We start from the raw sequence: 19,659 nt of genomic DNA on the forward strand, positions 1-19,659 counted from the left end.
TTTTACTTACGCATTTTTGGATCTAACGCATCGCGTAATCCATCTGCCATTAAGTTGAATGCTAGAATTAACATACTGATGACAACCGCAGGGATGAACATCATATGTGGATACGTTTGAATAGATTTATACCCATCATTTACAAGAGAACCAAGTGACGCAAATGGTGGCTGAATTCCTAAACCGATGAAACTTAAGAACGCTTCACCAAATACCGCTGATGGAATTGTAAACATTGTCATTACGATGATAGGTCCCATTACGTTTGGAATTAAATGTTTCACAATTAATTGTGTATTTGTTGCACCTAATGTACGAGATGCTAATACATATTCTTGGTTTTTTAACTTTAAGATTTGTCCACGAACAATCCGCGACATCCCTATCCAGCCTGTAATCGCCATCGCAAGTGTAATCGACCAAATACCTGATCCCATGATGATTACCATTAAAATAACGATGATTAAGTATGGAATACCGTTGATAATCTCCATAATACGTTGCATAATATTATCTACTCTACCGCCGTAGAATGCTGAAATACCTCCGTATGCAACCCCAATTACTAAGTCAATTGCTGCTGCTAATAGAGCGATATATAATGATACGCGTGTACCTTCCCATGTTCTTGTCCATAAGTCACGGCCAAGATCATCTGTACCAAACCAGAAGTACTCTTTAATATCACGTTTTGCATATTGGTCAACACCATATTGATCTGTACCGTCAAATGGTAACCAATGAACATTTTCAATAACTGGAATTTTTGGTGGTAATTTCGCACGACCTAAATCTTGCTCTTTATACGAGTGTTTACTTACCATCGGTCCAAAAATCGCTAATAGTGCAATGAGTACTAATAATACAAGGCCAAGCATCGCACCTTTATGTTGGAACAAACGTCTTCTTACATCTTGCCAAAACGTTAAGCTTGGACGGGCAATGACTTCATTATCAACATTATTTTGATTGGCTTGTTGAAATAAATCTGGAGATAATTTTTGTACATCTTTCATCATTTTTTCCCTCCCGCTAAACGAATACGAGGATCAATAATTCCGTATAAAATATCGACAATGAAAATAACTAAAATGAAGATTGCACTATAGAAAATCGTAGTTCCCATAATAACTGTATAGTCATTTAAAGTAATCGATTTAACGAATTGTTCCCCAAGTCCAGGTACAGCATAAATTTGCTCGATAACAAGTGTTCCTGTAATTAATGCCGCAACCATTGGTCCTAAAATTGTTACAACTGGAATTAACGCGTTACGAAGTGCGTGTTTTACAATGATAACGCCTTGACTAATCCCTTTTGCTTTCGCTGTTAAAATATAGTCAGACTGCATAACTTCAATTAATTCTGCACGAGAGAAACGTGCGATTGTTGCGATAACTGACATCGATAATGCAATTGTAGGCATTACAGTAAACTCTGGTCCTTTCCAGAATGCTACTGGGAACCAACCAAGTTTTACCCCTACGAAATATTGTAGTAATGCGGCGAATACGAATGATGGTACCGACATTCCGAGTACCGAAATAACTGTTGCACCATAATCCACCCACGTATTGTTACGAAGTGCCGCAACGATTCCTAAAATTAACCCGATAAATGATCCTAATATAATCGCTTGTAAACCAAGTTGTGCCGATGGTCCAATACGATCCACAATCATATCTGTTACTGGGCGGTTATCATATTGGAATGATACCCCTAAATCACCTTTTGCTAAGTTACCTAAATAACGTGCATATTGAACTGGCACTGGATCATTTAAACCATATTTTTCAAGAATGATTTCTTTTTGTGCCGGCGATAGTTTCTCCTGGTTTTTAAGCGGAGAACCCGGAAGCAATTTCATCAAGAAGAAAGTCAGTGTAGTAATTAAAAATAATGTCAAAGCCATGTACACGAAACGTTTTAATACATAACGTCCCATAGTCAAGCACCTCCCCGTTTTTCTCAAAAGCAATAAGATAGTTTTAAATATTCTTACTTTTATTTTTTTAAAATAAGAGCATATGCCCATCATAGGCATATACCCTTGTAAACGATGGAAAAAAGATTATTTTTGTTCAACAGATGCCCATTTGTAAGTTAATTTACCACCATAATTAATTGGGATAATATCTTTTACAGCACCTTTTACCACATATGCTGAACCTTTTTGGAAGATCGGAGCAATAACTGCATCCTCTTTAATTAATATTTTCTCTACTTCTAAAAGGTTGTTCCAGCGAGCTTGTAAATCTTTTGTATCTGTTTTTGCTTTTAGAATTAGCTCATCATATTTCGGATTAGAATATCCTGTTTTATTTTGTGAACCATTCGTAACAAACATATCTAAATATGAGATTGGATCTGGGAAGTCTGGAGCCCAAATACCAAACGCCATATCATATTGCTGAGAGTCTTCTAACTTATTTTTTTGCGCGAATGGCTGCTGTTTAATTTTAATCGTTAAACCAGGTAAGTTCTTTTCCATCTCACCTTTTAAGAATTCGCCAATTTTTTTAGCATCTTCATTATCAAAGCTTAAGAATTCTAGTTCGATTTTATCAGTGCCAAGCTCTTTCTTCGCTGTTTCCCAAAGTTTTTTCGCTTCTTTTGAATCCGTTTCAACTAGATTTCCATTTTCAGCACGGAAGTCTTTTTTATTCGGACCCTCAGCGAAATCTTTTCCAACAAATCCGTAAGCACCGATTGCACCGTTGTTTAAAATAACTTTTGCAATGTTATCACGGTCAAAGGACATCGAAATTGCTTTTCTTAAGTTTTTATTACTTAAATACTTATTATTTTGATTAAATCTTAAATAGGCAACTCCAGCTTCTTTTCGTGTTTGGAACTCTGGATTTTGTCTAAACTTATCAACAAATTCCGATGTTAGAACCGCACGATCAATCGCATTTGTCTCATATAAATTTACATCAGTTGATGTGTTTTTTACAATATTGAAATTAATTTCTTCAATTTTAACCGTTTTGTTATCCCAATATGATGGGTTCTTCTTAAATTGGAAGCTTTGTTCATGTTTCCAATCACTCATAACGAATGGCCCGTTATATAATGTTGTATTTGCCTCTAAACCAAACTTATCACCTTGTGATTTCACAAAATTTTCATTTAGTGGGTAAAATACTGGATAAACTGTTAAATCAATAAAGTAAGGAACTGGATTGTCTAATTCCACTTCTAATGTATAATCATCAATCGCTTTTACACCTAATTGGTCAGCTGGTAATTCTCTTTTATGAATTTTTTCTGCATTTTTAATATCGAACATAATGTACGAATACGTCGCCTTTGTATCTGGATTTACTGCTCTTTTCCATGAATACACAAAATCTTTCGCTGTTACAGGTTCCCCATTCGACCATTTCGCATCTTTTCTTAATTTGAATATGTATTTTTTACCCTCGTCCAACTTTTGTACATCTTCAGCAACCCCAGGCATTCTCTTTTGATCTTTGCCAGTACGATATAAACCTTCCATCGTATTATTTAATGCTGTTGAAGACGCAGAATCTGACGCTAACGATGCATCCATTGATGGAATTTCAGATAACTCTGTTAAATTAAGAATCTGTTTTCCGTTACTACTACTAGTAGCGGTTTCTTTTCCTTTTGCTTTAGCGTCCTCTTTCTGATAGCTACACGCGCCAAGCAACATACTTGCAGTTAAAGTTGATGCAAGTAATAACGGTATCTTTTTCTTCATGTTGTGTTGCCTCCCCTAATTGCACTTCCTGTACCCTCACTTGTAAAAAAGTAGAATTGAAAGAATAATCTCCAAGTTTCTACAATTTTCATTATACATATAATATGACGATTGTGAATATAGTTTTTTGTTTTTTTGTTAAAATTTTTAATAAAATGTTAATATTTTTATTTTTCCGTAAAGGAATACGTTAACATTGATACCATCATCTTGAAATTAGAACTTCAATTGCGTATAATTTTCAAAAAATTATTTATATTACTTATTATAACTTTTATAGTATAATAATTCTAGTAATATTTTGACGGAGGGGAATATTTTGAATAAAGTTTTTTTTCATACTTGTATACTATTTTTTGTAGCGATAATCGCTTCTAGTGTTGGCGCATTCCTCGTTTCTTCTCAGTTTTTGTTGAATTTTGTCAACATCTCATTCTATATCGCATTGTTTTTTATTCTTATAGGTGGTTTTTTATTCATATTTCAAAATGGATTTTTTAACGTAACAATTTACGCATTCCAAAGAGTATTTGGTACGAATAAAAAAATTGACTCTTTAATTGAAGAAGCAGAGGAACCTATCGATAAGAAAGAACGTATTTATAAAACATATTCATTCAAATGGACGTATCCGATTTGTATTACTGGTATCGTGCTTGGGTTGTTCTCGACTCTCATTAGCTTTACTATTTTGATGTAGTTTGCAAACACTATTCCATATGATATAATAATCAGCAAAACATTTTGTTATAAAACTTTAGTTCTTTCATATTAAAAGGGCTCAGTTAAAAATAAATAAATTTATATGTATGCGATGATAAAGAAGAGTACATATTGAAGCAATTTCAGAGAGCTTGTGGCTGGTGTGAACAAGTAATTGTACAATATGGAATGGGCTTTTGAGCACCAAACCGAACCGAGAGTAGTAGGCTTTGGCGTTATATCCAGACGTTATTATGGATCTGAGAGATTTCACAGCTGTGAAATAATTAGGGTGGTACCGCGGTCCATTCGTCCCTATGTAATTTGGGATGAATGGGCTTTTTTGTATGCCTTCTCTTCCCCATCACACATTCAATTTTAGGAGGAATTACTTATGTCAGTTATCTTTTCTGGTATTCAGCCAAGCGGAACGATTACACTTGGAAACTATTTAGGGGCTATGAAGCAATTTACAGAGCTTCAAAACGAACACGACTGCTATTTCTGTATCGTAAACCAACATGCAATTACAGTACCTCAAGACCCTGTACAACTTCGCAAAAACATCCGCAGTCTTGCTGCACTATATGTTGCATGCGGCATCGATCCTGAAAAAGCTACTTTATTTGTACAATCAGAAGTACCAGCACACGCTCAGCTAGGATGGATTATGCAATCTGTTGCATACGTTGGAGAATTAGAACGTATGACACAATATAAAGATAAATCTTCTGGAAGAGATTCAGTTCCAGCAGGATTACTTACGTATCCACCATTAATGGCTGCTGATATTTTACTTTATAACACAGAAATCGTACCAGTTGGTGACGACCAAAAGCAACATATCGAATTAACACGTGATCTAGCAGAACGTTTCAACAAACGTTACCGTGAAATCTTCACAATGCCTGAAATTCGTATTCCAAAAGTAGGAGCTCGCGTTATGTCATTAACAGAACCTACGAAAAAAATGAGTAAATCTGATCCGAATCCAAAATCAATGATCAGTATGCTTGATGAGCCAAAAACAATCGAAAAGAAAATTAAAAGTGCCGTAACTGACTCTGAAGGTATCGTTAAATTTGATAAAGAAAACAAACCTGGAATTTCTAACTTATTAACAATTTACTCTTCATTCTCTGGCAAAACAGTTGAAGAAATAGAAGCAATGTACGATGGAAAAGGATACGGCGACTTCAAAGGTGACCTAGCACAAGTAGTTGTGGAAGCAATTCGCCCAATCCAAGACAAATATAACGAACTAATCAACTCCCCAGAACTAGACGAAATTCTAGACAAAGGTGCCGAAAAAGCAAATCGAGTTGCATTCAAACAACTACGCAAAGTAGAAAACGCAATGGGACTAAGCAGAAAACGTAGATAACATATAAAGCGGGGGCGGCTCGTTCAGAATGTGAGGGGGATGGAGCTCCTGACGTGGAGGTGTTTTTTACCTCGCAGGAAGGCCGCGAAACCACCGAACATTCTTGCCGCCGGAGCTGGATTAAACTTATAAAGCGGAGGCGACTGTTTAGCCCTGACGGATAAGGTTCTTTCCCACAGGAGGTGCTTTTTGCCTTCTCGTGGGAAAGGCTCTTAGACGCGAAGGGTTAGGAGCCGGAGCTGGATTTCATTATAAAGCGGAAGCGGCTCGTTCAGCTCTGATTAGCTAAGGTTCTTTCGCATAAAAGACGCTTTTTGTCTTCTTATGCGGAAGGTTCTTAGACACGAAGAGCTTGCCGACTCCAAAAAAAAACCGCCAATTGGCGGTTTTTTAATTTACCTTCTGCTCATTTTCCATTTCCCATAACTTTTCAAAAAACGGCTGTCCTTTCACTAAGCGCTCACATAATTGCTCGTGCTTCTCGGACCATCCCGCTTTCGCTTCATCATAAAGCTTAGCCCAAACATCTTCAAACTCCATATGTTGGACCATTCCGTACGCTGATGGATCCCACTCTGTGAACCAATAGCGAATTTCAGCTGGATTTTTCGTTGTATGTAATTGATCTAACGCCATAAATAATAATTGTTTTAACTGTCGTTCTTTACGAGTTAGGCCGTTCATGATGAAAGGCGACGGCGATAAAATGTGATGTTCTTTTTCAATTTTTTCCACTTGGAACTCATACTTTTCTGCCTGCACATTTTCTACCATCTCATATACCATCTGTTCTTGACGAGGTATAAGCCTACTTTTTCTAATTGGCACATTATAGCCGATTGAATCAATCGCAATAATTCCTTTTCCATCTGTAACAACAAAACAATACTCTTGTTGCAAACGTTCGTGATTTTTACGAATATAAGCCTTATGATGTACGTCTTCCAATAATTTTTGCGGAAGCTCTAACAATTCGTTCTCGATGTAATGATATAATGTAGAATCTACTTTTAATAATGGCACTTGATCTAATAGCTCAATCGTATCATCTTTCCGCCATTCGTAAAAATGACAAACGTTATACCCATTCTCTTCACCTTCAAACCAATTTACCCATACATCATGCAGATATAACATTCTCTACCCCTCACTTCACTACTGTTTGTACCAATCATTATGTTCATTTTTGCTTAACTTTATTCCACTTTAGGAAATATATTCTAATTATTATTTTTTCTTCTATAATATTAAAAAAACAGGAGATATAGCTCCTGTTTTTTCATGAAACATGAAATGTATTTGCTTTACTCAATATTTCTTTCGCATCTATAGATAATAAAGAAAGTGTATCTTCTCCTTCAAACGCTACACAATCTTTTACAATATAAAATCCAAGTGCATAGCCAAGCATTTTCGGGTAGGAATGAAGTCCATTTAATAAAATGTCATGCTCCTTTGTTCCTCGTTTTATGCTTATTCTTTCTTGTACAACGTTTTGCCAATAATAAATCGCTTCTTCTTTTGAAAGATACGTCGTCCACGGTGCATTATTTTTTTCTGTATATCTTTCCGTTACTGCCTGCTCAGCTAATCCTTCCATAATCATCGTATCAAGTAATGTATATTCCGTTTCTTTCGTCTCAATTTGATGTAACCTGCATATGTGGTGATATTCATGTGTCAATAACACTTTTAATTCTTCCACCGAATTCCGTCCACATACGAATAAGAAAATAACGTGGCGCATAGATAAGCCAGCCTTCCCGTTATACTCTTCTTGTACAGTTCGATTATAGGAATCTGATAACAAAATAAAGATAGGGACATCTGGCCCTTTTAGCCAACTTTTCAATTTTTCATACTCCATGCTAAGTTCTTTCCAAATTTCTTTTTTCTCTAATTCTTTAATTTCCTGTTCTCCCCGCATTACTGGGCGATACATACCTTTAGAGATTAAAAAGCGATACAGCCTCTCTTTTGGCAATGGAATATACTTCGTAAATTTCTCACAAATCTTTTCTGGACGTCCATAATATAGATGTAACCACTCGGCTGTTTCAATAACCCCCATCTTTATCCCTCCTTTTTCTTATGTATATGCAAAAAGAGAAAAAGGCGTAAAAATAAATAAGGTGTTTTTTCGCAATATGTTACGAAAAAACACCTTATTTCATCTATTATTTATACGATTTAAATACTAATACTGCGTTATGACCACCGAATCCTAGTGAGTTACTTAATACTGTGTTTACTTCTTGTTGTCTCGCTTTATTCGGTACGTAATCTAAATCGCAATCTGGATCTGGCGTTTCATAGTTAATCGTCGGAGGAATCACTCCGTCTGTAATTGTTTTAATAGAGAAGATCGCTTCAACAGCACCAGCCGCTCCTAATAAGTGACCTGTCATTGATTTCGTCGAGCTAATTGCTACTTTATATGCATGCTCACCGAAAGTTTCTTTAATTGCCATCGTTTCATACTTTTCATTTGCATCTGTACTTGTACCATGTGCATTAATGTAATCAATATCTTCTGGCTCTAGACCTGCATCAGCTAAAGCTTGACGCATCGCACGAACTCCACCTTCACCGCCAGGAGCAGGCATTGTAATATGGAACGCATCACCAGTTGCACCGTAACCAGCGATTTCCGCATAAATGTGAGCACCACGTGCTAATGCGTGCTCTAATTCTTCAAGAATAAGAATTCCTGATCCTTCACCCATTACGAAACCGCTACGGTTTTTATCGAACGGACGGCAAGCCGTTGCTGGATCTTCATTAAATGTTAATGCTTTCGCTGAACAAAATCCAGCGAATGCCATACTTGTTAACGGTGCTTCTGCTCCCCCCGTTATCATTGCATCGGCATCACCGCGCTGAATGGCTTTAAATGCATCACCAATTGAGTTTGCCCCAGATGCACAAGCTGTTACAGAGCAAGTATTAATTCCTTTCGCTCCTGTAGCAATTGATACTTGACCTGCTGCCATATCTGGAATCATCATTGGTACGAAAAATGGACTCACACGGCGCGGACCTTTTTCAGTAAAAATCTTAAATTGTTCTTCGTATGTTTCCATACCACCAATACCAGAACCTACCCATACACCAATGCGTGGGGCATTTTCTTCTGTAATTTCAAGCTTCGCATCTGCAACTGCCATTTTCGCTGCTGCTACTGCATATTGCGTAAAACGGTCCATACGGCGAGCTTCTTTTTTATCCATATATTTTTCGACTTCAAAGTCGTTAATTTCTGCTGCTACTTTTGCTGGAAACAGTTCTGGATCTATTCTTGTAAGTCTTCTAATTCCAGATACACCGTTTTTAATATTTTCCCAAGCTGTTTCAACATCTGTTCCGATTGGTGTAACAGCACCTAATCCTGTAATTACGACCCTCTTTTTTTCCATACAAAATACACTCCTTTTTTCTCTCAGTCCTTATTTACCCCAACGAAGAGCTACTGCTCCCCATGTTAAGCCGCCGCCAAAACCGACTAGTATAATTAAATCACCATCTTGAATACGTCCATTTTGCAATTCCTCTACCATTGCAATTGGAATTGAAGAAGCCGATGTATTACCGAACTTTTCAATTGTCATACTCATTTTTTCTTTCGGTAAATTTAATCTCTCTCTTGCAGATTCCATAATACGAATATTCGCTTGATGCGGTACTAAAAAGTCCACATCCTCTTTCGTAAGTCCTGCTTTTTCTAACACGCGCAGACAAGAATCACCAAGTTGACGAACAGCAAATTTAAAGACTTCTCGTCCGTTCATCATAACATACTCGTCTTGATAAAGATGCTTACCGCCACTTCCGTCCGCTCCTAATTCGAATGAAAGTACACCTTTTCCTTCCGAAACAGCTCCCATTACGATAGCGCCTGCTCCGTCCCCAAATAGTACTGCTGTATTTCGGTCATTCCAGTCTACAATTTTAGATAGTTTGTCACTACCAACTACTAATATATTTTTGTAAGTTCCAGTTTGAATAAATTGCTGCGCTGTAATCATTCCGTACATAAAGCCCGCACACGCTGCGCTTAAATCCATTGCAGCTGCATGTTTTGCGCCAATCGCTTCTTGGATTACACAAGCAACTGCTGGGAATGAGCGATCCGGCGTTACTGTTGCCACTAAAATAAGATCGATATCCTCTCCGCTAACCCCTGCATCTTCAAGTGCTTTTTTAGAAGCCTCTACCGCCATATATGACGTATCTATTGTATCATCGGCAATGCGTCTTTCTGCAATTCCCGTTCTCGTACGAATCCATTCATCAGATGTATCTACGATTTTCTCTAAATCGTGATTTGTGACTACTTTTTCTGGCACATATCTTCCGATCCCTAAAATGCCTACGTTCACATCGCAGCCCTCCGTTTTATATCAATTATTATGACTTGGTACTAATTTTAAAACATAAATGTACTTTTGTCTAGAATATATTTCAGCTAAAAAAATAAAACCAACGTATTATCAACTTTATTTTTCATTAAAAGAAACGGAAAAATCCCTGTCCTTTCAAAAGATAAACTTCCCCATACTTTTGACCTTACTCCGCCCGAGACAAAAAAAGGCCCTAACCACTTCTTCTCACGGCTCAAGCCTCTCTCCCCTCAACTACCTCATCCCTCTGATTTTCCCCGCTCGAGACAAAAAAAGCCCTAACCGCTTCTTCTCACGGTTCGAGCCTCTCTCCCCTCCAAAAAAGAAGGTTTTGGTTTTATTCTTTATCCGCTTTCCCAAGCTCATATGCTTCGCTCATTACTTTCATCAATAACTCTAACACCGGCTGTGCTTTCTCCATATCAAGTGCAATTCCGTTATCATCTAAAATTGCCTTTGCTTCTGGTAAATGCTTCATCGCGATTTGTAAAAATTGCATGCTTTTTTCATTCATATTATGTCTTCCTCTCTATAAAAAGCTCTCATTCCATTATCCATACAATAGTGTAACACGTGTTTTAGCCCTCGTATAACTCTTTATATTTTTTCATATGTGCCAATTGTTTATTTAAACCGAATTCTAATGGTGTGTTTCTTTTAATAGAAATAATCTCTATAGCTTCATCTCTTACTTCCACATTTTTTTTATTTACTTTATCATCTGCATGCAACAGGGTCATACCTTTTTCCCATAATGCTTCTTTTCCACTAAGTAAATTATATACACCAAGATGCTTTATATTCGTTCCATTTTCCCATAAGTATTCACATACATCTTCAACGTAAAGTAAATCGCTTCCTTTTTCTTCATTCATACAATGACACTCTTTCTCATCGAGTTCTGATAAGATGAGCTGATGATACATCATAAATGATGGTTGCCACGGTCCATATAATGTAGGAACTCGAAATACACTATATTGCAGTTCTCTTTTCTTCAACCCTTCTTCTACTTTCGAAAATAGACGTTTATTTTCGGATTCTTCAGTGCTCCCTATTTCAATAGAAGAAATTAAATTTAACTTTATCTTATTTTTTTCACACAGCCTTACAATACGCTTTAAATATTGTAATATGACCCTTTCATTCCGAAACCCACTTTGCTGATTCGGCTCATACAAGCAAAAGTAAACCGTATCAAAACTATCTTCTTCTACTACCCGCCATCCGTCTTCATCCCTGATAGAATAGTACGTAAACAACGCATTTCGTCCAATTAAAAATAATTTCTCTTCATTAATTTTCGTCATACCATCTAAATCATCAAAATCAAGCCCATACACTTCCACTTCTTCTGCGATCATTTTATTCACAAGGTGATAACCTACAAACGTAAGTGCACCTATAATAAGCACGCGTTTCATATCACCAGCCCTTTCTCCTTTAAACAAATAGCTCCTCATTTATGTATATGGGAGCTTCACAATTCTTCTTCATATTTTTTAAAGAAATCACACGTTTGCCTAACCATTTTATATTTCACATCTTGTAGATGGAATAAGACAGAGGTATCACATTGTTTTAATTGCCTCATTTGCTCATATTTACGCAATAATTGTTTTCTCCCTCTTTTTTCTTGTGTGGATACGAAAATTTTAACCGGTACACAAGAAGGAAGATATGCAAATGATTTCTTATTTATTTTTGATTCCAACTCTGCTTCTTTTGACTCGTATGCCAAACTTAATTCTTTAACTAATCTTTTATAAAAAAACTTGTGTTCCTTCTCAAATTCCACATATTCTGGTAAATCTAAACAAGGATTTAACATAACGACAGATCGTATACATTCAGGGTATTTGTTCATCATCTCAAGCGCTACAAGCGCCCCCATACCATCTGCCATAATGTGCATTTTCACATTTAATGTCTCTTTTCTTAGAATGACATCATATAAACGCTTTGCCAGACGAACAGATTGATCGTTTCCCCAATGCCTTCCGTATAAATTAGATGAAAAGACCGTGTAGCCCCTTTCAATAAGGCCATTTAAAAAACAAGCTCTTCCCGCATGCTGTGTCCATAAACTTGTACCATTCTCAATGAAATAGTTATAGTCCCCAAGGAGTATAACAGAAAATCCATTTGGCTTCTCCGGTAAATAAATTACACATGGTTCTTTTTCTAAGTAAAAGAAACGTTCCGTAATACTCATTTTTCTCCCGCCTTATTTTCTAAACGTATAAAACCACTCTTTTATACTGTATGAACAGAATGCAAATTTGCGTTGAAAAATCTACAAATATTTTTCTATATTCTTTTTTCAATTGTGTTACAATAAGGACAGATTGAACGAATAGAGGTGTAAAATATGCGTTTTATTTGGGCATTAATTTGGTCGTTCTTGCTTGTACATATGATGAGCTATGTAATCGGCTCTATGACTGGCGGTGCATACGATTTTAACCAAGCGTCTATTTTCTCAGTTGTTCTTGCGGTATTAGTATTAGCGATTTCAGCTGCAATTCCAAACGAGCCAGTAGAACAACACTAAAAAGAGTCCGGATTTTATCCGAACTCTTTTTTTATTTCACATGAACGACTAATTCGTTATTTTCTACATCAACAACTACGTGACTATTGTCAGTAATCGTTCCTGCAATTAATTCTCGTGCTAATTTCGTTTCCACTTGACGTTGTACGTATCTTTTCAATGGACGAGCTCCGTACATCGGATCAAAGCCGGCTTCTACAACGAATTCTTTCGCAGAGTCTGTTAATTCTACAGTAATGTGACGGTCAGCTAAACGACCTTGTAATTCTTTTACAATTTTATCAACAATACCTTTAATTTCATTCGTTGTAAGAGGTTTGAATAAAATAATTTCATCGACACGGTTTAAAAACTCTGGTCGGAAATGTCCTCGTAATTGTCCCATAACAAGGTCTCTTGATTCTTCTTTAATAGAACCATCCTCTTCTAACCCTTCTAATAAATGCGCAGATCCAATATTTGAAGTCATAATAATGACCGTGTTTTTAAAGTCTACTGTGCGTCCTTGTGAATCTGTAATGCGCCCATCGTCTAGCATTTGTAATAAAATATTAAATACTTCTGGATGTGCTTTTTCGATTTCGTCTAACAAAATAACAGAATACGGTTTACGTCTTACTGCTTCCGTTAATTGACCGCCCTCTTCATATCCAACATATCCAGGAGGCGCACCGATTAAGCGTGACACCGCGTGTTTTTCCATGTACTCAGACATATCGATACGAATCATTTGCTCTTCGCTATCAAATAACGTTTGTGCTAACGTTTTTGCAAGCTCTGTTTTACCTACACCTGTAGGACCTAAGAATATGAAGGAACCAATTGGACGATTCGGATCTTTAATGCCAGCGCGAGCACGAAGAACTGCATCTGATACTAAGCTTACTGCTTCTTCTTGTCCGATTACACGCTCTGATAAAATTTGCTCTAAGCGTAGTAATTTCTCGCGTTCGCCTTCAACGAGTTTTGCGACAGGAATACCAGTCCATCGTGAAACAATATCTGCAATTTCTTCTTCACTTACTTCCTCACGTAATAAACGATTTTCTTGTTTATTATGCGCGCCCATTTCTTCCGCTTCTTTTAACTCTTTTTCGATAGCTGGAATTTTTCCGTGGCGAAGCTCAGCTGCTTTATTTAAATCGTAATTACCTTCTGCTTCTTCTAACTCACGGCGCAAACGTTCTAAATGTTCACGTAAGTCACGAACTTTGTGAATGTCTTCTTTTTCTTTCTCCCATTTTGCTCTCATGCCACTTGCAACTTCTTTTAAATCCGATAATTCACGTTGTAATGTTTTTAGACGTTCTTGGCTACCAAGATCCTTTTCTTTCCCAAGGGCAGCTTCTTCAATTTCTAACTGCATAATGCGGCGCGTTACTTCATCTAATTCTGTTGGCATAGAATCAATTTCTGTTCGAATTGTTGCACAAGCTTCATCAACAAGGTCAATTGCTTTATCTGGTAAAAAGCGATCTGAAATATATCGATCTGATAACACTGATGCCGCTACAATTGCACGGTCATGAATATTTACACCGTGATAAATTTCAAAACGCTCTTTTAAACCACGTAAAATTGAAATTGTATCCTCAACAGTTGGCTCTTCTGCTAATACTTGTTGAAAACGTCTTTCTAACGCTGGATCCTTCTCGATATATTTACGATATTCATCTAACGTTGTTGCCCCGATACAATGTAGTTCACCACGAGCAAGCATTGGTTTTAACATATTTCCTGCATCCATTGCTCCTTCTGTTTTACCAGCCCCTACAATTGTATGAAGTTCATCAATGAATAATAAAATGCGGCCTTCGCTTTTTTTAATTTCATTTAATACAGCTTGCAGACGTTCTTCAAACTCACCGCGGAATTTTGCTCCAGCTACGAGCGCACTCATATCTAAAGCGAAAATTGTTCTATCTTTTAACCCTTCTGGTACATCTTTTTTCACGATACGCTGCGCTAATCCTTCAACGATTGCCGTTTTACCAACACCTGGTTCCCCGATTAAAACAGGGTTATTTTTCGTTTTGCGTGAAAGAATGCGGATTACACGGCGAATTTCACTATCTCGGCCAATAACAGGGTCAATTTTCCCCGCTCTTACTTCAGCCACTAAATCACGGCCATATTTTTCTAACGCTTCATAAGTTGCTTCTGGATTTTGACTAGTCACTCTTTGATTCCCCCGAACTGTCATTAAAGACTGTAATAAAGTATCTTTTGTAATGTTACATTTTATAAATAATTGATTTATATCGCCCTTTTCTTCACAAAAGGCAAGTAATACGTGTTCTATTGAAATATAATCATCATGCAATTTTCCCGCTTCAGCCCCTGCCCTAACAAGCAGTTGTTGCAAAGCACCCGTTATATACAATTTCCCTGCTTCTGCCCCGCCTCCAGTTACAGAAGGCTTTTTCTTAATTAAACTTTCTACACCTGTTTTTAATGCTTCTATATCGACATTCATTTTTTGAAAAATACGTACTGCTAATCCATCTTGCTGCTCTAATAATGTAAGCAATAGATGAACAGTATCTACTTCTTGATGATGATGAGATACCGCTAAAGATTGAGCACTCATAATCGCTTCTTGTGTTTTCGTTGTCATTTGATTTAAGTCCATCTTTACAGCCCTCCAAATGTTTGACTTTCTTTGACCTTTGATTTGATTATACGCCAACTTACTTTTTTATACAATAAATTTGCTTATGTATTTCAAACTTATTATCGGAAAAAGAACAAGGTAACATTCATTTTCCAAATCAAAAAAGCCGCAATAACTATTGCGGCTTCTGTTACGGTTTTCTTTTATATGTCCACTGACGGTTATGATTTGTATTCTCTGGAAACCTTTCCCCGACAGTTAATTTCACCATTTGCGGATCCTTTACCATACTTCCCGTTTCACCAATTTCTACATAAATACCATCATTTGGTGCTTTTTGCCCAGAACGAAACCTACGATTTTGTCCCATTTTCATTCTCCTTCCATGACGTCTTGCCTCATTAGTATATCCATTTTAAAAGAAAGCTTTTCTGTCATGTTTAGGAAACAAGTACTACTGTTTATCCACTTACATATATATAATTACACAAGCTTAAGCAGGAATTTCCGTTATATTTGTTGAAAAAAAAGAAACCAACCTAACTTTAGGCTAGTTTCAAAGGAGAGTCAAACATATACGAGAAGATTACATGCTCATTATATGTCTCATCGTCCAAGCAATGTAACCCTTTTCACAAATTGTACATAATGAAAGAAACATTGTTTGAACTTTCTAAAAAGATGTTGACTTTTCCTAATTTCCAGCGAGAAATAGTGGACACCACCGCACTTTGCGACGTAAGATGGATATATAGTGAAACTTCCATCTACGGTGGTTTCACCTAGCCCAACCTCTTATTTCTGCATATTAAAAACGGAAATACAGATAGACACAAAAAAATTATTATAAGAGGTGAAATTATGAACAAACAACATTTAATCGCATTAGACTTAGACGGAACACTATTAACAGACAACAAAATAATTTCTCCAAGAACTAAAAGCACAATTGCAAAAGCAAAAGAACAAGGACATATTGTCGTTATTTCAACAGGGCGTCCATTCCGCGCTAGTTACGATTATTATAAAGAGCTTAGTCTTAATACACCAATCGTAAACTTCAATGGAGCTTATGTGCATCACCCTCTTGATTCAAGTTGGGGAACACACCACTCTCCTCTTGAACTTTCAACAGCGCAAGAAATCGTCCGAGCTTGCTTTGATTTTGGCGTGAAAAATGTATATGCCGAAGTCATGGATGATGTGTATGTTCGTGAAATTGATGAAGATAAAAAACATATTTTTGAATTCGGTTCTCCAAAGATTTTCACAGGAGATTTATTAAATATTTTAAACGACCATCCAACTTGCTTATTAATCGACGCACATGACGAGCATTCCGCTGCAATTCGTCAGCATTTAACAGATATGCATGCTGAAGTAATTGACCATCGAAAATGGGGTGCACCTTGGCCAATTATTGAAATTGTAAAAAGCGGACTAAATAAAGCTGTCGGATTACAAAAAATCTCAGGTCATTACAACATTCCAAAAGAGCGAATCATCGCTTTCGGTGATGAGGATAACGACTTTGAAATGATCGAATTTGCTGGTCATGGAATTGCAATGGGAAATGCGATCCCTGAATTAAAATCACTCGCAAACCACACAACGTTAACAAACGAAGAAGATGGTATCGCTCTATATTTAGAAGAGGTTCTTGGATTGTAATCTAAAAATTCCCTGCTTATAGTTTCTCGCAAAACGCTCATACTATTATTAGACGCGAAAAAGCGTGTCAATTGTTTTCAGTTAAATAAAGGGGGTTTTTCGAATGGGTAAAAAGAACAAATCAAAACGTTTTATCCAACAAGGAGCCGATGCTGTTATGAAGCATGCTGCAAGATTCCCGTACAGAGGTACATTAGCTGAGGCAGAAAAAGCAAGAAGTAACTCTTCTCTTGGAGGGGTTTAAATGGGGAACTTACTATTCCAACAAGCTAGAGACGCTGTTGCAAATGCCGTTTCTTGTTCAAGCGGTGCTGAACAACAGGAACTCGTTTATAGGGCAAAAAACGCTTTGCACTCTGCTTATGCAAACTCTTCAACTGCTGAAAAAGTTCAGCTACATGAAATGCAGGAGCAATTGCAAAACATTACGAATTCACATTAAAAAAGAGGACCAGCTTTGGTCCTCTTTAATCTTTTCTAAACAATCCAAACACTCCGACCGTTTGCAGTATATTTGTAAATGCACCTGGGTCCACTTGTTTAATGACTCTCTCTAATTCGTATAACTCGTAACGAGTAATAACAATCATTAACATTTCTTTATTTTCATTTGTATACGCACCTGTTGCTGGTATAGTTGTAATCCCTCTCACTAAACGAGAATGAATCGCTTTTCGCACATCCGCTCCATTCTTCGTAACAATTAATGCGGTAATCTTCACATGACGAGTATGAATTGCATCAATAATTCGCGTCGATACATACAAAGTGACCAAAGTATATAACGCTTTTTCCCATCCGTATACGTAACCAGCAGCGATAATGATAAGTGCATTAAAGAAGAAAAAATACGTACCGACAGGCTTATCTTTTATCTTTGATAAAATCATGGCGATAATATCTAATCCACCTGTAGAGGCGCCCCACTTTAAAGCAATTCCTACCCCAATAGCTGAAATAATACCACCAAAAATGGCATTTAATATTATATCGTTCGAAACCGCTCTAACTGGGATAATTTCTAAAAACAAAGTCATAAATATAACGCAAAGAAAACTAAAAAATGTAAAAGCCTTCCCAACCTTTTTCCAAGCCAAAATAACGACAGGAATATTAAATAAACTAAATAATACCCCCGTAGATATATGAATAGACAAAAAATCACCTAATATTTGTGATAATAACTGAGACAATCCAGCAAATCCACTCGCATATACTTTCGCTGGTGTTAAAAATAAATTCATTCCAATCGCATTTAATAAGCCTGCAACAATTACGACGACTAACTTCTTAATAAGTTCAGTATAATTCAGCTTCAAATCCATTTCTAATCCACCTTTATTATTCATGAATGCACCGCTATACATAGTCTTTACGAAAAAGGAAATGATAAACGTACAACGTTTAGAAATGGAGTTGATACATATGCCACATACGAGCGATAACGACAAAAAAGCACGCGATAATAATGCAAAGCGTACTCAAAAAAATGAACAAGAGCAAAAAAATATAGAACAAGGTAAGCGTGCATATTCTAAGAAAACAGATCATCTTTGATTACATCGTACATCAACATTAATGTTGATGTACTTTTTTTACATTTTACAGGGAAAAAACATTAAAAATTCACTTCATGTTCACTTCTATATTCTACAATAGCGATAACATATTCGGATGAGGTGTTAGCATGAGAGGGAAACATATATTCATTATCACTGCACTAATAAGTATATTAACGTTATCTGCTTGCGGACAAAAAAACGACTCGGCCACAATCGCTACAGCAACAGACTCAACGATTACGAAGGGCGATTTCGAAAAGCAATTGAAAGACCGTTACGGAAAAGACATGCTATACGAAATGATAGCACAAGATGTTATCACTAAAAAATATAAAGTATCTGACGATGCCGTGAATAAAGAAGTACAAAAAGCGAAAGATCAATATGGAGAACAATTTAAAGCAGTACTAGAAAACAATCGTTTAAAAGATGAAGATGATTTCAAGAAACAAATTAAATTCAAACTTGCAATGAATGAGGCTATTAAGAAAAGCGTTACAGAAAAAGATGTGAAAGACTACTACAAACCGGAGATTAAAGCTAGTCACATTTTAGTAAGTGACGAAAATGAAGCGAATGAAATAAAGAAAAAGTTAGACGCTGGTGCTTCATTTGAAGAATTAGCAAAAAAAGAATCTCAAGATATAGCATCAAAAGATAATGGTGGAGACCTTGGATACTTCGGGGCAGGCAAAATGACACCTGAATTTGAAAAAGCTGCCTATAAATTAAAGGTTGGGCAAATTAGCAATCCTGTTAAATCACCAAATGGCTATCACATTATTAAACTAACTAGCAAAAAAGATTTAAAACCTTACGATGAAGTGAAAGACTCTATACGTAAAAGCATAGAAGAAGAACGTCTTGCCGATCCTTCATACAGTCAAAAATTATTACAGGATGAATTAAAAAAGGCAAATATTAAAATAAACGATAGTGACTTAAAAGATACATTTTCTCATCTTTCTGAGCAAGGGAACTAAAAAGCGAGAGTACAAACTTTTTAAACAGTATGCATGAGTGTAAATGAAATTATATCAGCAAT

21 protein-coding genes and 1 other annotated feature are annotated in these 19,659 nt (G+C 36.5%); of the genes, 8 read left to right on the forward strand and 13 right to left on the reverse strand.

Annotation, left to right across the window (positions count from 1 at the left end; all coding sequences use genetic code 11):
* Window positions 1-2: 2 nt before the first annotated feature.
* The 3 genes from opp3C to ACTFQM_RS09530 all read right to left on the reverse strand — a co-directional run bounded on the left by opp3C (window position 3) and on the right by ACTFQM_RS09530 (window position 3,727).
* Window positions 3-1,019: an oligopeptide ABC transporter permease gene (gene opp3C, locus ACTFQM_RS09520; protein ID WP_048369665.1), complete on the reverse strand. Its 1,017-nt coding sequence runs from the start codon at window positions 1,017-1,019 to the stop codon at window positions 3-5.
* Entirely contained in the window at window positions 1,016-1,945 is a 930-nt protein-coding gene (opp3b, locus tag ACTFQM_RS09525) for an oligopeptide ABC transporter permease (RefSeq protein ID WP_071717628.1), read from the reverse strand. Before opp3b ends, opp3C begins: the two co-directional genes overlap by 4 nt.
* A 126-nt stretch (window positions 1,946-2,071) precedes the next feature.
* Entirely contained in the window at window positions 2,072-3,727 is a 1,656-nt protein-coding gene (locus ACTFQM_RS09530) for a peptide ABC transporter substrate-binding protein (protein ID WP_002170833.1), read from the reverse strand.
* A gap of 319 nt (window positions 3,728-4,046) precedes the next feature.
* Here ACTFQM_RS09530 and ACTFQM_RS09535 point away from each other — a divergent pair, with 319 nt between their 5' ends.
* Both ACTFQM_RS09535 and trpS read left to right on the forward strand, forming a co-directional pair.
* Window positions 4,047-4,427, forward strand: coding sequence for a DUF3899 domain-containing protein (locus ACTFQM_RS09535; protein WP_002170832.1), 381 nt, complete (start codon window positions 4,047-4,049; stop codon window positions 4,425-4,427).
* A 105-nt stretch (window positions 4,428-4,532) separates the two neighbouring features.
* Window positions 4,533-4,749, forward strand: a binding site (T-box leader).
* 74 nt (window positions 4,750-4,823) lie between these two features.
* A complete protein-coding gene (gene trpS, locus ACTFQM_RS09540; RefSeq protein WP_002170831.1) occupies window positions 4,824-5,813 on the forward strand; it encodes a tryptophan--tRNA ligase in 990 nt (329 codons plus the stop codon).
* A gap of 390 nt (window positions 5,814-6,203) precedes the next feature.
* Here the strand turns inward: trpS and ACTFQM_RS09545 are convergent, their stop codons facing one another.
* From ACTFQM_RS09545 to ACTFQM_RS09575, 7 genes are all read right to left on the reverse strand, one after another.
* Complete coding sequence (locus ACTFQM_RS09545; RefSeq protein ID WP_002170829.1) at window positions 6,204-6,950, reverse strand: YjbA family protein; 747 nt, start codon at window positions 6,948-6,950, stop codon at window positions 6,204-6,206.
* Between the two features lie 142 nt (window positions 6,951-7,092).
* Entirely contained in the window at window positions 7,093-7,884 is a 792-nt protein-coding gene (locus tag ACTFQM_RS09550) for a DUF2268 domain-containing protein (RefSeq protein WP_048369674.1), read from the reverse strand.
* Between the two features lie 106 nt (window positions 7,885-7,990).
* Entirely contained in the window at window positions 7,991-9,229 is a 1,239-nt protein-coding gene (fabF, locus tag ACTFQM_RS09555; protein WP_440034146.1) for a beta-ketoacyl-ACP synthase II, read from the reverse strand.
* A 30-nt stretch (window positions 9,230-9,259) separates the two neighbouring features.
* Window positions 9,260-10,192, reverse strand: coding sequence for a beta-ketoacyl-ACP synthase III (fabH, locus tag ACTFQM_RS09560; protein ID WP_002170826.1), 933 nt, complete (start codon window positions 10,190-10,192; stop codon window positions 9,260-9,262).
* Window positions 10,193-10,550: 358 nt separating this feature from the next.
* Entirely contained in the window at window positions 10,551-10,727 is a 177-nt protein-coding gene (locus tag ACTFQM_RS09565; protein ID WP_001003336.1) for a ComZ family protein, read from the reverse strand.
* 64 nt (window positions 10,728-10,791) lie between these two features.
* The gene (locus ACTFQM_RS09570; RefSeq protein WP_440034147.1) at window positions 10,792-11,664 is read right to left on the reverse strand and encodes an NAD-dependent epimerase/dehydratase family protein; all 873 of its coding nucleotides are present in this window, start codon (window positions 11,662-11,664) and stop codon (window positions 10,792-10,794) included.
* Window positions 11,665-11,693: 29 nt separating this feature from the next.
* Window positions 11,694-12,428: an alpha/beta fold hydrolase gene (locus tag ACTFQM_RS09575; protein WP_440034148.1), complete on the reverse strand. Its 735-nt coding sequence runs from the start codon at window positions 12,426-12,428 to the stop codon at window positions 11,694-11,696.
* Between the two features lie 156 nt (window positions 12,429-12,584).
* On the opposite strand from ACTFQM_RS09575, the gene ACTFQM_RS09580 reads away from it, so the two are divergent.
* A complete protein-coding gene (locus ACTFQM_RS09580) occupies window positions 12,585-12,767 on the forward strand; it encodes a YjzD family protein (RefSeq protein WP_002170822.1) in 183 nt (60 codons plus the stop codon).
* Between the two features lie 31 nt (window positions 12,768-12,798).
* Here the strand turns inward: ACTFQM_RS09580 and clpB are convergent, their stop codons facing one another.
* Together clpB and ACTFQM_RS09590 are read right to left on the reverse strand one after the other, a co-directional pair.
* The gene (gene clpB / locus ACTFQM_RS09585; RefSeq protein WP_440034149.1) at window positions 12,799-15,399 is read right to left on the reverse strand and encodes an ATP-dependent chaperone ClpB; all 2,601 of its coding nucleotides are present in this window, start codon (window positions 15,397-15,399) and stop codon (window positions 12,799-12,801) included.
* Between the two features lie 172 nt (window positions 15,400-15,571).
* Entirely contained in the window at window positions 15,572-15,751 is a 180-nt protein-coding gene (locus ACTFQM_RS09590; protein WP_002170820.1) for a YjzC family protein, read from the reverse strand.
* 491 nt (window positions 15,752-16,242) lie between these two features.
* Between ACTFQM_RS09590 and ACTFQM_RS09595 the strand changes: the two genes are divergently transcribed.
* The 3 genes from ACTFQM_RS09595 to ACTFQM_RS09605 all read left to right on the forward strand — a co-directional run bounded on the left by ACTFQM_RS09595 (window position 16,243) and on the right by ACTFQM_RS09605 (window position 17,494).
* Window positions 16,243-17,052: a Cof-type HAD-IIB family hydrolase gene (locus tag ACTFQM_RS09595; RefSeq protein WP_440034150.1), complete on the forward strand. Its 810-nt coding sequence runs from the start codon at window positions 16,243-16,245 to the stop codon at window positions 17,050-17,052.
* 103 nt (window positions 17,053-17,155) lie between these two features.
* Complete coding sequence (locus tag ACTFQM_RS09600; RefSeq protein WP_025150364.1) at window positions 17,156-17,296, forward strand: hypothetical protein; 141 nt, start codon at window positions 17,156-17,158, stop codon at window positions 17,294-17,296.
* Complete coding sequence (locus tag ACTFQM_RS09605; protein ID WP_002170818.1) at window positions 17,297-17,494, forward strand: DUF3813 domain-containing protein; 198 nt, start codon at window positions 17,297-17,299, stop codon at window positions 17,492-17,494. It abuts the gene before it with no gap.
* A gap of 25 nt (window positions 17,495-17,519) precedes the next feature.
* Here the strand turns inward: ACTFQM_RS09605 and ACTFQM_RS09610 are convergent, their stop codons facing one another.
* Complete coding sequence (locus ACTFQM_RS09610; RefSeq protein ID WP_025150362.1) at window positions 17,520-18,377, reverse strand: YitT family protein; 858 nt, start codon at window positions 18,375-18,377, stop codon at window positions 17,520-17,522.
* Window positions 18,378-18,477: 100 nt separating this feature from the next.
* On the opposite strand from ACTFQM_RS09610, the gene ACTFQM_RS09615 reads away from it, so the two are divergent.
* On the forward strand, window positions 18,478-18,609 hold the full coding sequence (locus tag ACTFQM_RS09615) for a DUF3941 domain-containing protein (protein ID WP_001120850.1): 132 nt from the start codon (window positions 18,478-18,480) through the stop codon (window positions 18,607-18,609).
* A 130-nt stretch (window positions 18,610-18,739) separates the two neighbouring features.
* Complete coding sequence (prsA, locus tag ACTFQM_RS09620; RefSeq protein ID WP_400527040.1) at window positions 18,740-19,597, forward strand: peptidylprolyl isomerase PrsA; 858 nt, start codon at window positions 18,740-18,742, stop codon at window positions 19,595-19,597.
* Window positions 19,598-19,659 lie beyond the last annotated feature (62 nt).

This window comes from Bacillus cereus group sp. MYBK30-2 (assembly GCF_051915945.1).
GTDB lineage: Bacteria > Bacillota > Bacilli > Bacillales > Bacillaceae_G > Bacillus_A > Bacillus_A paramycoides.

Excerpts from the sequence above, each read along its gene's own strand:
- opp3C (WP_048369665.1), bottom strand. The coding sequence starts at position 1,019 with ATGATGAAAGATGTACAAAAATTATCTCCAGATTTATTTCAACAAGCC.
- opp3b (WP_071717628.1), bottom strand. The coding sequence starts at position 1,945 with ATGGGACGTTATGTATTAAAACGTTTCGTGTACATGGCTTTGACATTA.
- trpS (WP_002170831.1), top strand. The coding sequence starts at position 4,824 with ATGTCAGTTATCTTTTCTGGTATTCAGCCAAGCGGAACGATTACACTT.
- ACTFQM_RS09580 (WP_002170822.1), top strand. The coding sequence starts at position 12,585 with ATGCGTTTTATTTGGGCATTAATTTGGTCGTTCTTGCTTGTACATATG.
- ACTFQM_RS09595 (WP_440034150.1), top strand. The coding sequence starts at position 16,243 with ATGAACAAACAACATTTAATCGCATTAGACTTAGACGGAACACTATTA.
- ACTFQM_RS09610 (WP_025150362.1), bottom strand. The coding sequence starts at position 18,377 with ATGGATTTGAAGCTGAATTATACTGAACTTATTAAGAAGTTAGTCGTC.
- ACTFQM_RS09550 (WP_048369674.1), bottom strand. The coding sequence starts at position 7,884 with ATGGGGGTTATTGAAACAGCCGAGTGGTTACATCTATATTATGGACGT.
- prsA (WP_400527040.1), top strand. The coding sequence starts at position 18,740 with ATGAGAGGGAAACATATATTCATTATCACTGCACTAATAAGTATATTA.
- ACTFQM_RS09605 (WP_002170818.1), top strand. The coding sequence starts at position 17,297 with ATGGGGAACTTACTATTCCAACAAGCTAGAGACGCTGTTGCAAATGCC.
- ACTFQM_RS09590 (WP_002170820.1), bottom strand. The coding sequence starts at position 15,751 with ATGGGACAAAATCGTAGGTTTCGTTCTGGGCAAAAAGCACCAAATGAT.
- ACTFQM_RS09530 (WP_002170833.1), bottom strand. The coding sequence starts at position 3,727 with ATGAAGAAAAAGATACCGTTATTACTTGCATCAACTTTAACTGCAAGT.
- fabF (WP_440034146.1), bottom strand. The coding sequence starts at position 9,229 with ATGGAAAAAAAGAGGGTCGTAATTACAGGATTAGGTGCTGTTACACCA.
- ACTFQM_RS09600 (WP_025150364.1), top strand. The coding sequence starts at position 17,156 with ATGGGTAAAAAGAACAAATCAAAACGTTTTATCCAACAAGGAGCCGAT.
- clpB (WP_440034149.1), bottom strand. The coding sequence starts at position 15,399 with ATGGACTTAAATCAAATGACAACGAAAACACAAGAAGCGATTATGAGT.
- ACTFQM_RS09615 (WP_001120850.1), top strand. The coding sequence starts at position 18,478 with ATGCCACATACGAGCGATAACGACAAAAAAGCACGCGATAATAATGCA.
- ACTFQM_RS09565 (WP_001003336.1), bottom strand. The coding sequence starts at position 10,727 with ATGAATGAAAAAAGCATGCAATTTTTACAAATCGCGATGAAGCATTTA.
- ACTFQM_RS09545 (WP_002170829.1), bottom strand. The coding sequence starts at position 6,950 with ATGTTATATCTGCATGATGTATGGGTAAATTGGTTTGAAGGTGAAGAG.
- ACTFQM_RS09575 (WP_440034148.1), bottom strand. The coding sequence starts at position 12,428 with ATGAGTATTACGGAACGTTTCTTTTACTTAGAAAAAGAACCATGTGTA.